Consider the following 13238-nt stretch of genomic DNA (forward strand, 5'->3'; position numbering starts at 1 on the left):
GCGTTATCATGGCGACAGCGTTCAGTATTTACAACAGCTGGCCCCCGCAGCGGCGTTAACCCTCGGAATAGAGCCTTGGCACCCGTTTCAGGTTGCAGAAGATCTGATACGGGATGGTATCGGCCCACTTTGCCACGTCGCTGGCGAGGATGTTTTTACCCCACAGCTCGACAGTTGAACCAAGCCCCGCTTCCGCTACGTCGGTCAGATCGATGCAGAGCATGTCCATCGACACGCGCCCGAGCAGGCGGCTGGGTTTGCCCGCCACCAGCACGGGTGTGCCGGTCGGTGCCTGGCGCGGGTAGCCGTCGGCGTAACCCATGGCGACCACGCCGATGCGCATCGGCTTGTCGGTGATGAACCTGGCGCCATAACCGATCGGCTCGCCGGCCGGCAATTCACGCACGCTGATGACTTTCGATTCGAGGGTCATCACCGGTTGCAGGCGTTCAGCGACGGCGTTGGCTTCTTCGAACGGGGTCGCGCCGTAGAGCATGATGCCCGGGCGTACCCAATCGCTTTGGAATTCTGGCCAACCGAGCACAGCTGGCGAGTTGCGCAGGCTGACTTCCGCCGCCAGACCCTGACGCGCCGCTTCGAACACCGCCACCTGCTCGGTACTGCTCTGCGCGTGCAGTTCATCAGCGCGGGCGAAATGGCTCATCAATACGATTTTCGCCACTTTGCCGCTGGCCAGCAGACGCTGATAGGCCGCTGGATAATCTTTCGGATGCAGGCCGACGCGGTGCATGCCGGAATCGAGCTTGAGCCATACCGTGATCGGTTTGCTCAGGACTGCCTGCTCGATCGCTTCGAGCTGCCACAGCGAATGCACCACGCACCAGAAATCATGCTCGACGATCAGCGCTAGCTCGTCAGCTTCGAAGAAGCCTTCCAGCAGCAATACCGGTGCGCGAATCCCGGCGGAACGCAGCTCCAGAGCTTCTTCGATACAAGCCACGGCAAAACCATCCGCCTCGGCTTCCAGCGCCTGGGCGCAACGCACCGCGCCATGGCCATAGGCGTCCGCCTTGATCACCGCGAGCGCCTTGGCGCCGGTGACTTCACGGGCAATTCGGTAGTTGTGACGCAGGGCTTGAAGGTCGATCAGGGCACGGGCAGGACGCATGGCGGCAGACTTCTGGGCGGTCATGGGAAGAAAAACCGGCGCTGACTGACGACGTGAACCGCCAACAGCACCGGGAGAGGGATCTTGGGAACGTTATGGCAGCGCGGCGACGATGGAGATCTCCACCAGAATGCTCGGCTTGGCCATCTTCGCTTCGACGGTGGCGCGGGCCGGCGCGGCGCCTTTGGGCAGCCACTGGTCCCACACCGCGTTCATTCCGGCGAAGTGCGCTTCGATGTCGTTCAAATAGATCGTTGCCGACAACAGATGCTGTTTGTCCGTCCCGGCCAGATCGAGCAGACGTTCGATATTGGCGAGCACGTCGCGGGTCTGCTGTTCAATTCCGGCGTCGAAGTCGTCGCCGACCTGCCCGGCCAGATACACGGTGCCGTTGTGGCTGACGATCTGACTCATGCGCTCATTGGTGAGCTGGCGCTGGATTGACATGTTTTGCGGACTCCTGGGTCTGGTTGCCGTAACGGGAAATATCGAGGCCTTCAGCGCTGATCTGCGGCTTTTTCTTCGCCATCAGGTCGGCGAGCAAACGGCCGGAACCGCAGGCCATGGTCCAGCCAAGCGTACCGTGACCGGTGTTGAGGAACAGATTCTTGAACGGCGTGGCGCCAACGATCGGCGTACCGTCCGGCGTGGTCGGGCGCAGGCCGGTCCAGAAACTCGCTTCGGCCAGATTGCCGCCCTGAGGATAAAGGTCGTTGACGATCATCTCCAGGGTTTCGCGCCGACGCGGGTTCAGCGACAGGTCAAAACCGGCGATCTCGGCCATGCCGCCGACGCGGATGCGGTTGTCGAAACGGGTGATCGCGACCTTGTAGGTCTCGTCGAGAATGGTCGACGTTGGCGCCATGTCCGGGTTGGTGATCGGCACGGTCAGCGAGTAGCCCTTGAGCGGATACACCGGGGCCTTGATGCCCAGCGGCTTGAGCAGTTGCGGCGAGTAGCTGCCCAGTGCCAGCACGTAGCGGTCAGCGGTTTCCAGCTTGCCGTCAATCCATACCCCGTTGATGCGATCACCGGCGTAGTCGAGTTTCTGGATGTCCTGGCCAAAACGGAATTCCACGCCGAGCTTGCGCGCCATTTCGGCGAGACGGGTGGTGAACATCTGGCAGTCGCCGGTCTGGTCGTTGGGCAGACGCAGCGCGCCAGCGAGAATGTCAGTCACGCCTGCCAGCGCCGGTTCGACGCGGGCGATGCCGGCGCGGTCAAGGACTTCAAACGGCACGCCGGATTCTTTCAGCACCGCGATGTCTTTGGCGGCGTTATCCAGTTGCGCCTGAGTACGGAACAACTGCGTGGTGCCGAGGCTGCGGCCTTCGTAGGCGATACCGGTTTCGGCGCGCAATTCATCGAGGCAGTCACGGCTGTACTCGGACAGACGCACCATGCGCTCCTTGTTCACCGCGTAACGGCTGGCAGTGCAGTTGCGCAGCATTTGCGCCATCCACAGGTATTGGTCGATATCGGCGGTGGCCTTGATCGCCAATGGCGCGTGGCGCTGAAGCAACCACTTGATGGCCTTGAGCGGCACGCCCGGCGCGGCCCACGGCGAGGCGTAACCCGGCGAGACCTGGCCGGCGTTGGCGAAACTGGTCTCCATGGCCGCAGCAGGCTGCCGGTCGACCACCACCACTTCAAACCCGGCACGGGCCAGATAGTAAGCACTGGCGGTACCGATGACGCCGCTACCCAAGACCATGACGCGCATTTTCAATCCCTCATCGCGGCTTTTCGCCGAACGGTTTGTTAGAGCAATGATGGGCGCAGTTTAAAAAAGAAATGCCAGTGCTTTTCACTATATAAGCGCCTATATTTGGCGACAATTCTCGGCAAAAACCCTTTTCACGGAGGCGCATCCCCTATGCGTACCAACACTCAGACCAAACGTGAGCTGGACAAGATCGACCGCAACATCTTGCGCATCCTCCAGGCGGACGGGCGGATTTCCTTCACCGAACTCGGAGAAAAGGTCGGCCTCTCGACCACGCCGTGCACCGAGCGCGTGCGGCGTCTGGAGCGCGAAGGGATCATCATGGGCTACAACGCCCGGCTCAATCCGCAGCATTTGAAGGGTAGCCTGCTGGTGTTCGTCGAGATCAGTCTCGACTACAAATCCGGTGACACATTCGAAGAGTTCCGACGCGCGGTGCTGAAGCTGCCGCATGTGCTGGAGTGTCATTTGGTGTCAGGGGATTTCGACTATCTGGTGAAGGCGCGGATTTCCGAGATGGCCTCGTACCGCAAACTGCTGGGCGACATTCTCTTGAAGCTACCGCATGTGCGCGAATCGAAGAGCTACATCGTCATGGAAGAAGTGAAAGAGAGCCTGTGCCTGCCGATTCCGGACTGAAATCGGCGGCGTCCCCTTCGCGAGCAGGCTCGCTCCCACATTTGAAATGCAATCTCCTGTGGGAGCGAGCCTGCTCGCGAAGAAGTCGACTCGGTCTGAACTGAACGCAACGGCTAAACCAACACCTGCCGATTCGCCGCCATGTACTCGAAAATCTGCTTCTCCACCCGTGGATGAATCAACTCCACCGGCCGCCGCTCGTTCGGGCATGGCAAGGTCTTGGTGGTGCCAAACAAGCGGCAGATCAGCGGCCGCTCTTCATACACCGTGCAACCATTCGGCCCCAGGTGCACACAGTTGAGTTCTTCCAGCGCGGCATCCTGTTCGGCGCGGGTTTTGCGCGGCAGCCGGGCCATTTCCTCGGGCGAGGTGGTCACCGGCCCGCAGCAGTCATGGCAGCCCGGCACGCAGTCGAACGTGGGAATCTGCTGACGCAGGTTGCGGATTTTCTGGCTGTTGCAGCTCATCGATACGGTGACCAAAGTGGCGGGATAACGATTGTGCCGCAAAAGCCCGGATCCAGACACCGCAGGCCGACCGATGTTGCCCACGTTCGGGCGTGCGGCTTATGCTCCGTCAAATTTTCTCGACACTCAGCCGTTGGATGATGCCCATGACCGCCCGCGCCCAGACCACCGCGAGCCAACCCCACGTTGCCTCTTATTACGCCGCCAGCAGCCTGCCGCAGCCTGACCATCCCGTGCTGCAAGGCGAGGTGGTGGCGGATGTCTGCGTGGTCGGCGGTGGCTTTTCCGGGCTGAATACGGCGCTGGAATTGGCCGAACGCGGTTTCAGCGTGGTGTTGCTGGAAGCGCACAGGATCGGCTGGGGCGCCAGCGGTCGCAATGGTGGGCAACTGATTCGCGGTGTCGGTCACGGCCTCGATCAGTTCGCCAATGTCATCGGTGCCGACGGGGTGCGCGAGATGAAACTCATGGGCCTTGAGGCCGTGGAGATTGTTCGCCGGCGCGTCGAGCGTTTCAGTATTGCCTGCGACCTGACCTGGGGCTATTGCGATCTCGCCAACAAGCCTTCCGATCTCGACGGTTTTGCCGAAGATGCCGAAGAGTTGCGCGGCCTCGGTTACCGCTACGAAACCCGCTTGCTGCAAGCGAACGAAATGCACACAGTGGTCGGCTCCAAGCGCTACGTCGGCGGCTTGATCGACATGGGCTCCGGACATCTGCATCCGCTGAATCTGGCGCTGGGCGAAGCGGCAGCGGCGCAGCAACTGGGCGTGCAGTTGTTCGAGCGTTCGGCGGTGACGCGCATCGATTACGGCCCCGAAGTGAAGGTGCACACGGCGCAGGGCTCGGTGCGGGCCAAGACGCTCGTGCTGGGCTGCAATGCCTATCTCAATGACCTCAACCCGCAACTGAGCGGCAAGGTGCTACCCGCCGGCAGCTATATCATCGCCACCGAACCGCTGAGCGAAGAGCAGGCGCACAACTTGCTGCCGCAGAACATGGCGGTCTGCGACCAGCGGGTGGCGCTGGATTACTACCGGCTCTCGGCGGATCGACGTTTGCTGTTCGGCGGCGCGTGTCATTACTCGGGACGCGATCCGAAAGACATCGGCGCCTATATGCAGCCGAAGATGCTTGAAGTGTTCCCGCAATTGGCCGGGGTGAAAATCGATTATCAGTGGGGCGGAATGATCGGCATCGGTGCCAACCGCCTGCCGCAGATTGGCCGGCTCGCCGAGCAGCCGAACGTGTATTACGCCCAGGCCTACTCCGGGCATGGGGTGAATGCCACCCACCTGGCCGGCAAGCTGCTGGCCGAAGCGATCAGCGGGAAGCATGGCGGCGGCTTTGATCTGTTCGCCAAGGTGCCGCACATCACCTTCCCGGGCGGCAAGCATTTGCGCTCGCCGTTGTTGGCGTTGGGGATGTTGTGGCATCGGCTGAAAGAGTTGGTCTGAGGGTATCTCGGCGGCCCTTGATCCGCTTTCGCGAGCAGGCTCGCTCCCACAATAAACGCGTTTATTCAGGCAGAACGCGGTCACTGTTTGGAGCGAGCCTGCTCGCGATTAGGCCGGCAAGAACGATACAGATCTCAGATTCGCCAAAACGGCTTCAACCCCTCCTCCCTTGCCTGCTCCAGCGTCAACCCGACATCCCTGAGTTGCTCCGGTGTCAGGCCTAGCAACGCCTTGCGCGTGTGCAGACGATGCCAGAACAGACCCCAGCGACTGAGGCCGGACGGTGCGTTACGCAGCAGATTGCGCGCGCTGTCCTTCTGCCCTGCCGCCAGTTCCTGACTGTGTAACGTCAGCCGCACATCGCTCAAGCCGTTCATTTTCGTTGCTCCTGTTTACTTGGGTAGCCAGAGATTCCATGATGCGCGGGCGGGAAAAACCATTACAGACTCAACGAACCTGTATTAACTTCATACAGATTTGCCGATTCACTGACTGAATGACTGATTTTTGCCGCATCTGTACTGGTTTCCACCAAGACGCACCGAGGCCGTCATGACTCTGTATGTAAACCTCGCCGAATTGCTCGGCACTCGCATCGAACAAGGCTTCTATCGCCCCGGCGATCGTTTGCCGTCAGTGCGCGCCTTAAGCGTCGAACATGGAGTCAGCCTGAGCACGGTGCAGCAGGCGTATCGGGTGCTTGAAGACAGCGGCCTCGCCACGCCAAAACCCAAGTCCGGCTATTTTGTGCCGGTCAGTCGCGAACTGCCGGAATTGCCCGCGGTCGGCCGTCCGGCGCAACGGCCAGTGGAGATTTCGCAGTGGGACCAGGTGCTGGAATTGATCCGCGCCGTACCGCGCAAGGACGTCGTGCAATTGGGCCGTGGCATGCCCGATGTTGGCTCACCTACCATGAAGCCGCTGCTGCGCGGACTGGCGCGTATCAGTCGCCGGCAGGACATGCCTGGTCTGTATTACGACAACATCCACGGCAACCTCGAACTGCGCGAACAGATCGCACGGCTGATGCTCGATTCCGGCTGTCAGTTGAGCGCCAGCGATCTGGTCATCACCACTGGCTGCCACGAAGCGCTGTCCACCAGCATCCACGCGATCTGCGAGCCGGGTGACATCGTCGCGGTGGACTCGCCGAGCTTCCACGGCGCCATGCAGACCCTCAAAGGCCTGGGCATGAAAGCCCTGGAAATCCCCACCGATCCGCTGACCGGCATCAGCCTCGATGCCCTGGAACTGGCGCTGGAACAGTGGCCGATCAAGGCCATTCAGCTCACCCCCAACTGCAACAACCCCCTCGGCTACGTCATGCCCGAATCGCGCAAACGCGCCTTGCTGACCCTGGCCCAGCGTTTCGACGTGGCGATCATTGAAGACGATGTGTATGGCGAGCTGGCCTACACCTATCCGCGCCCGCGCACGATCAAATCCTTCGACGAAGACGGCCGCGTGTTGCTCTGCAGCTCGTTCTCCAAGACCTTGGCGCCGGGGCTGCGCATCGGCTGGGTGGCGCCGGGCCGATATCTGGAGCGGGTGCTGCACATGAAATACATCAGCACCGGATCCACCGCGCCACAACCGCAGATCGCGATTGCCGAATTCATCAAGGCCGGCCATTTCGAGCCGCACTTGCGGCGCATGCGCATGCAGTACCAGCGCAATCGCGATGCGATGATCGATTGGGTGACGCGCTACTTTCCCGCCGGCACTCGCGCCAGTCGCCCGCAAGGCAGCTTCATGCTCTGGGTGGAGCTACCGGAAGGTTTCGACACGCTGAAACTGAATCGCGCGCTGCACGATCAGGGCGTACAGATTGCTGTCGGCAGCATCTTTTCCGCCTCGGGCAAGTACCGCAATTGTCTGCGGATGAACTACGCTGCCAAACCAACAGCGCAGATCGAAGAAGCGGTGCGCAAGGTCGGCGCTGCGGCAATCAAACTGCTCGCTGAGACCGACTGACCTTTTTTGCGCGCCCGGCGTCCAAATTGCCGACCCCAGCCGCCAACCGGAACGATCCTACGTGAGCTTCAGACAGCCCTTACTCGCTTCACTGATACTCGCCTCGTTCCTCAGCGGCTGCGCCAGCCTCGATGTGCCGCGCGAACCAAGCCAGGCATTGCCAGCGTCGGACTCCAGCTTCGGCCGTTCGATTCAGGCTCAGGCCGCGCCCTACAAAGGGCAGTCGGGGTTTCGCCTGCTCTCCGACAGCGGTGAGGCCTTTACCGCCCGCGCCGAGCTGATTCGTCATGCCCAGGTCAGCCTCGACTTGCAGTACTACATCGTCCATGACGGCATCAGCACGCGGATGCTGGTGGAGGAAGTGCTCAAGGCTGCCGACCGTGGCGTGCGCGTGCGCATCCTGCTCGACGACACCACCAGCGACGGCCTCGACCAGATCATCGCCACCCTGGCGGCGCATCCGCAGATACAGATTCGTTTGTTCAATCCGTTGCACCTGGGGCGCAGCACCGGCGTAACGCGCGCGGCCGGACGACTGTTCAATCTGTCCGTGCAGCACCGGCGCATGCACAACAAACTGTGGCTGGCGGACAACAGCGCGGCCATCGTCGGCGGGCGCAATCTGGGCGATGAATATTTCGACGCCGAACCCAACCTGAATTTCACCGACATCGACATGCTCAGCATCGGCCCGGTGGCCGAGCAACTCGGACACAGCTTCGATCAGTACTGGAACAGCGCGCTGAGCAAGCCGATCGACGAATTCCTATCCAGCCAACCGACCGCCGCCGACCTGCAAAACACGCGCACGCGCCTGGAAGAATCGCTGGAAGAAACCCGCAAGCAGAACCACGCGTTGTATCAACAGTTGATGAAATTCACTACCGACCCGCGCATGGACATCTGGCGTAAAGAGCTGATCTGGGCCTGGAACCAGGCCCTGTGGGATGCGCCGAGCAAGGTCCTGTCCAAAGGCGAACCCGATCCGCACCTGCTGCTGACCACGCAACTGGCGCCGGAGCTGACCGGTGTCAGCAAAGAGCTGATCATGATTTCCGCGTATTTCGTGCCGGGCCAGCCAGGGCTGGTCTACCTCACCGGGCGCGCCGATGCCGGGGTCTCCGTGAGCCTGCTGACCAATTCGCTGGAGGCCACTGACGTGCCGGCGGTGCATGGTGGTTACGCGCCCTATCGCAAGGCGTTGCTTGAACACGGGGTGAAACTCTATGAACTGCGCCGCCAGCCTGGGGATAACTATGGCAGCGGGCCGCGAGTGTTCTACAGCCGCTCGTATCGCGGCTCGGACTCCAGCCTGCACAGCAAGGCGATGATCTTCGACCGGCGCAAGTCGTTTATCGGCTCGTTCAACTTCGACCCGCGCTCGGTGCTGTGGAACACCGAAGTCGGCGTCCTGGTCGACAGCCCGGAACTGGCCGAGCACGTGCGCGCACTGGCACTGCAAGGCATGGCGCCGACCCTGAGCTATCAGGCGAAACTCGAGGACGGCAAGGTCGTCTGGGTCACCGAAGACAACGGCCAGATGCACACCCTGACCAAGGAGCCGGGGAGCTGGTGGCGGCGCTTCAACTCGTGGTTCAGCACCAGCGTGGGCCTGGAGCGGATGTTGTGATCCTTTGTGGGAGCGAGCCTGCTCGCGAAAACGGTTTCACATCCAGCAAATGAGCTGACTGGTGCACCGCTTTCGCGAGCAGGCTCGCTCCCACAGGGATGCGCTCAGACTGCTTCGGCCGATGTGCCAAAGGCCCCTTGGCGCAACAACAAAAGTACCAGGCCAAACGCCCCCGCCGCCATCAACAGTGGCAACGCATGCCCATTGATCCACTGACTCCCCGCCCCTGCTGCCAACGGCCCGACCAGACAACCGACACCCCACAACTGCGCGATATGCGCATTGGCGCGGACCAGCGCATCGTCTCGATAACGCTCTCCAATCAGGATCAGCGACAGGGTAAACAAGCCGCCGGCACTGGCGCCGAACAGCACCCACAACGGCCAGATCAGCAGCGTGTCGAGCAACATTGGAATGGCCAGACTCGACAGCATCAACACCACCGCGCAACCAGCAAACAGCGTGCGCCGCGACAGGTAATCGGCCAACGCGCCGATCGGCAATTGCAGCAGCGCATCGCCGACCACCACCGTGCTAACCATGGCCAGCGCAATTTCGGCGGTGAACCCTTGTTGCAGGCAGTACACCGGCAGCAGCGTCAGAATCATCGCCTCGAACGCGGCGAACAACGACACCGCCCAGGCAATCGCCGGCAGCTCGCGGGCGAAGCCCCATAGATCGCCAAACGTGACGCTGTTGGCTTCACTGCTCGGCGCACCGCTGCGCCCCAGCAGCAGCAGGGGCGAGAGCGTGAGCAGGCCGACCCCGACCCAGAAACCGTAATCATGCTCGGTACCGAGCGCCCCCAGCAGCAGCGGACCAGACAGTTGGCTCAACGCATAGCTGCTGCCATACAGCGCGACCAGTCGCCCACGCCACTGCTCGACCACCAGTTGATTGATCCAGCTCTCGCCGAGGATGAACACGATGGTCAGGATCACCCCGATCAGCAGGCGCAGCAGCAACCAGATCGGATAACTCGGCAGCAGTGCCAGCAGGCCGATCGACAATGCCCCGGCCCACAGGCACAGACGCATCAGGTTCGCCGTGCCGAAATACGCGGCGAGATGGCTGGAAATCTTCGCCCCCAGCAGCACGCCGATTGCCGGCATGGCTGCCATCACACCGATGGCGAACGAGCCGTAGCCCCAGCCCTCCAGACGCAACGACACCAGCGGCATGCTGACCCCCAGGGCCAGGCCGACACTCAAGACAGACGCCAACACGGCGAAATACGTCGCCCACCGCATGTTCCACGCTCCTGTGGATATTCTTTTTGTGTTCACCCAAAACACTGTGGGAGCGAGCCCCTGTGGCGAGGGGATTTATCCCCGTTGGGTCGCGCAGCGGCCCCAAAACCTGCAACCACGATGTACCAGGTACACCGCGTGCAATGGTTTAGCGACTGCTTCGCAGCCGAACAGGGATAAATCCCCTCACCACAGAGGCTCGCTCCCACAGGGGATCTCTGTAGGTTCGAGAGCCTGATTAACTCAGGCTCTCTTAATGAATTACAGCTTGATCCACGTCGCCTTCAGCTCGGTGTACTTGTCGAAGGCATGCAGCGATTTGTCGCGACCGTTGCCCGACTGCTTGAAGCCACCGAACGGCGCGGTCATGTCGCCGCCATCGTACTGATTGACCCACACACTACCGGCGCGCAAAGCCTTGGCGGTCAGGTGTGCCTTGGAGATGTCCTGGGTCCACACCGCTGCGGCCAGACCATATGGCGTGTCGTTGGCGATCTGGATGGCTTCTTCGGCGCTGTCGAAAGCGATCACCGACAACACCGGGCCGAAAATCTCTTCCTGGGCAATCTTCATCGCGTTGCTCACACCATCGAAAATGGTTGGCTCGACGTAAGTGCCACCGGTCTCCTGGAGGATGCGCTTGCCGCCGGCGACCAGTTTGGCGCCATCGCTATGGCCGGATTCGATGTACGACAGCACGGTGTTCATCTGCTGGGTATCGACCAGCGCACCGACGTTGGTCGCCGGGTCCAGCGGATTGCCCGGCTTCCAGGCTTTCAGCGCCTCGATCACCATCGGCAGAAATTTGTCCTTGATCGAACGCTCGACCAGCAGGCGCGAACCGGCGGTGCACACTTCGCCCTGGTTGAAGGCGATGGCACTGGCGGCGGATTCGGCGGCGGCCTGCAGGTCCGGCGCATCGGCGAAGACGATGTTCGGGCTCTTGCCACCGGCTTCCAGCCAGACGCGCTTCATGTTCGATTCGCCTGCATAGACCATGAGTTGCTTGGCAATCTTGGTCGAACCGGTGAACACCAGCGTGTCGACGTCATTGTGCAGACCCAGCGCCTTGCCCACGGTGTGACCAAAGCCCGGCAGTACGTTGAGCACGCCTTTGGGGATCCCGGCTTCAATGGCCAACGCAGCGATACGGATGGCGGTCAGCGGCGACTTTTCCGACGGCTTGAGGATCACCGAGTTACCGGTCGACAGCGCCGGGCCGAGTTTCCAGCAAGCCATCATCAGCGGGAAGTTCCACGGCACGATAGCGCCGACCACGCCCACCGGCTCACGGGTCACCAGACCCAGTTGGTCATGCGGGGTGGCGGCAACTTCGTCGTAGATCTTATCGATCGCTTCACCGCTCCAGCTCAACGCCTGCGCCGCACCCGGCACGTCGATGTACAGCGAATCGCTGATCGGCTTGCCCATATCGAGTGTTTCCAGCAGCGCCAGTTCTTCGGCGTGCTGTTTCAGCAGGCTGGCGAAGCGGATCATGGTGGCTTTGCGCTTGGTCGGCGCCAGGCGCGACCAGACGCCGGAATTGAAAGTGGCGCGGGCGTTTTCCACGGCACGGTCGGCATCAGCGGCATCACAGCTGGCGATCTTGCCGAGCAGACGGCCATCGACCGGGCTGATGCATTCGAAGGTTTCGCCGGAGACGGCGTCGGTGTATTCGCCATTCAGGAAGGCGCGGCCTTCGATTTTCAAATCGCGGGCGCGTTGTTCCCAGTCGGCACGAGTCGGGGTGGTCATTCGGGTGTCCTCCTCTTATTGAATACGAGCACCGCAAGCGCTGCGGCGCTGTTCAAGAATTCTGCCCGGCCAGCCTGCACTTTCGGCCCGAGGCACCCGCCACCCTAAACCAGCGGCCGGGTCTGTTTCAATATATTTGACATAAGCTGGCCATACGGCCTTGCGGTGTTCATTTTAATAAACATAGACTTTGGCCCATTCCAGCCAACGCGCCGTCATTAGCGGAGAAAACAACAATGAACATCCAGAACGTCGTCGACATCAGCCTCGCCAGCAGCGAAGCCGAGCGGTATCGCCCGGACCCGGCGAAGGTGCTCAAGGGCGATCCTGAGCAGGCGGTGTTTCATCAATACGACAGCCCTTGTGGGCAAATGGGCGTGGGTGTGTGGGAAGGCGCGGTGGGTCAGTGGACGGTGAATTACACCGAGCATGAGTACTGCGAGATTCTGCAGGGGGTTTCGGTGTTGCGTGACAGCGATGGCAATGCCAAGACCTTGCGCGTTGGCGATCGCTTCGTGATTCCGGCGGGGTTTCGCGGAACCTGGGAAGTGCTGGAGGCTTGTCGCAAGGTTTATGTGATCTTTGAACAGAAGGCTTGAGTCTTTGCGCTGATTTTACCGGCCTCTTCGCGAGCAGGCTCGCTCCCACATTCGAACGCATTCCATTGTGGGAGCGCAGGACAGGCAACACCAAATCCACGGCAAACAAAAAAGGCCCGTATCTCACGATACAGGCCTTTTTCGCAGTCAGGAAAATCAATTACTTGATTTTGCCTTCCTTGTACATCACGTGCTTGCGAACAACCGGATCATATTTCTTGATCTCGATTTTGTCCGGGGTAGTACGCTTGTTCTTGTCGGTAGTGTAGAAGTGACCAGTACCGGCGCTCGAGATCAAACGAATCAATTCACGCATGATTAGCTCCCTTAAATCTTGCCATCGCGGCGAAGTTCGGCGAGCACGACAGTGATGCCACGCTTGTCGATGATACGCATGCCTTTGGCAGATACGCGCAGACGCACAAAACGTTTCTCTTCTTCAACCCAGAAGCGGTGATGCTGCAGGTTCGGCAGGAAACGACGACGGGTTTTGTTGTTTGCGTGGGAAATGTTATTCCCAGTCACCGGACCCTTACCGGTAACTTGACATACTCTCGACATGCCTCAGCCCTCTAAAACCACATGCCCAACCCGGCATGGGTTGGCCGCTTA

14 protein-coding genes are annotated in these 13238 nt (G+C 60.9%); 5 read left to right on the top strand and 9 right to left on the bottom strand.

Annotated features, from left to right (window positions below; translation table 11 throughout):
- Positions 1-55: 55 nt before the first annotated feature.
- The 3 genes from alr to dadA form a co-directional block, all read right to left on the bottom strand.
- Positions 56-1129 (bottom strand): alanine racemase, encoded by a 1074-nt coding sequence (gene alr / locus ND528_RS06810; protein WP_130912303.1) that lies wholly within the window; start codon positions 1127-1129, stop codon positions 56-58.
- A 93-nt stretch (positions 1130-1222) separates the two neighbouring features.
- The gene (locus tag ND528_RS06815) at positions 1223-1576 is read right to left on the bottom strand and encodes a RidA family protein (RefSeq protein ID WP_016772564.1); all 354 of its coding nucleotides are present in this window, start codon (positions 1574-1576) and stop codon (positions 1223-1225) included.
- Positions 1548-2852: a D-amino acid dehydrogenase gene (gene dadA / locus ND528_RS06820; protein ID WP_122506211.1), complete on the bottom strand. Its 1305-nt coding sequence runs from the start codon at positions 2850-2852 to the stop codon at positions 1548-1550. The genes ND528_RS06815 and dadA overlap by 29 nt, the downstream gene beginning before the upstream one ends.
- A 153-nt stretch (positions 2853-3005) precedes the next feature.
- Here dadA and ND528_RS06825 point away from each other — a divergent pair, with 153 nt between their 5' ends.
- The gene (locus ND528_RS06825) at positions 3006-3494 is read left to right on the top strand and encodes an Lrp/AsnC ligand binding domain-containing protein (RefSeq protein WP_010465173.1); all 489 of its coding nucleotides are present in this window, start codon (positions 3006-3008) and stop codon (positions 3492-3494) included.
- A 113-nt stretch (positions 3495-3607) separates the two neighbouring features.
- Here ND528_RS06825 and ND528_RS06830 read toward each other — a convergent pair whose 3' ends face one another.
- Positions 3608-3961, bottom strand: coding sequence for a YkgJ family cysteine cluster protein (locus ND528_RS06830; protein ID WP_123441968.1), 354 nt, complete (start codon positions 3959-3961; stop codon positions 3608-3610).
- Between the two features lie 146 nt (positions 3962-4107).
- On the opposite strand from ND528_RS06830, the gene ND528_RS06835 reads away from it, so the two are divergent.
- On the top strand, positions 4108-5418 hold the full coding sequence (locus ND528_RS06835; RefSeq protein ID WP_263469958.1) for an NAD(P)/FAD-dependent oxidoreductase: 1311 nt from the start codon (positions 4108-4110) through the stop codon (positions 5416-5418).
- Between the two features lie 134 nt (positions 5419-5552).
- On the opposite strand, the gene ND528_RS06840 is transcribed toward ND528_RS06835, so the two are convergent.
- A complete protein-coding gene (locus tag ND528_RS06840) occupies positions 5553-5795 on the bottom strand; it encodes a DUF1127 domain-containing protein (RefSeq protein WP_073470922.1) in 243 nt (80 codons plus the stop codon).
- A 175-nt stretch (positions 5796-5970) separates the two neighbouring features.
- On the opposite strand from ND528_RS06840, the gene ND528_RS06845 reads away from it, so the two are divergent.
- Positions 5971-7392, top strand: a complete 1422-nt coding sequence (locus ND528_RS06845; RefSeq protein ID WP_263469959.1) for an aminotransferase-like domain-containing protein — start codon at positions 5971-5973, stop codon at positions 7390-7392.
- Positions 7393-7453: 61 nt separating this feature from the next.
- Complete coding sequence (locus ND528_RS06850) at positions 7454-9022, top strand: phospholipase D family protein (protein ID WP_212617432.1); 1569 nt, start codon at positions 7454-7456, stop codon at positions 9020-9022.
- A 104-nt stretch (positions 9023-9126) separates the two neighbouring features.
- Here ND528_RS06850 and ND528_RS06855 read toward each other — a convergent pair whose 3' ends face one another.
- A complete protein-coding gene (locus ND528_RS06855) occupies positions 9127-10272 on the bottom strand; it encodes an MFS transporter (protein ID WP_263469960.1) in 1146 nt (381 codons plus the stop codon).
- Between the two features lie 261 nt (positions 10273-10533).
- Entirely contained in the window at positions 10534-12027 is a 1494-nt protein-coding gene (locus ND528_RS06860) for an aldehyde dehydrogenase (protein WP_263469961.1), read from the bottom strand.
- A gap of 236 nt (positions 12028-12263) precedes the next feature.
- On the opposite strand from ND528_RS06860, the gene ND528_RS06865 reads away from it, so the two are divergent.
- The gene (locus tag ND528_RS06865; RefSeq protein ID WP_016772555.1) at positions 12264-12626 is read left to right on the top strand and encodes a cupin domain-containing protein; all 363 of its coding nucleotides are present in this window, start codon (positions 12264-12266) and stop codon (positions 12624-12626) included.
- Positions 12627-12786: 160 nt separating this feature from the next.
- Here ND528_RS06865 and rpmG read toward each other — a convergent pair whose 3' ends face one another.
- Both rpmG and rpmB read right to left on the bottom strand, forming a co-directional pair.
- Complete coding sequence (rpmG, locus tag ND528_RS06870; RefSeq protein ID WP_016772554.1) at positions 12787-12942, bottom strand: 50S ribosomal protein L33; 156 nt, start codon at positions 12940-12942, stop codon at positions 12787-12789.
- 11 nt (positions 12943-12953) lie between these two features.
- A complete protein-coding gene (gene rpmB / locus ND528_RS06875; protein ID WP_007920377.1) occupies positions 12954-13187 on the bottom strand; it encodes a 50S ribosomal protein L28 in 234 nt (77 codons plus the stop codon).
- Positions 13188-13238: the final 51 nt, after the last annotated feature.

It is taken from the genome of Pseudomonas mercuritolerans (assembly GCF_025706525.1).
In the GTDB taxonomy this organism is placed as follows: Bacteria; Pseudomonadota; Gammaproteobacteria; order Pseudomonadales; family Pseudomonadaceae; genus Aquipseudomonas; species Aquipseudomonas mercuritolerans.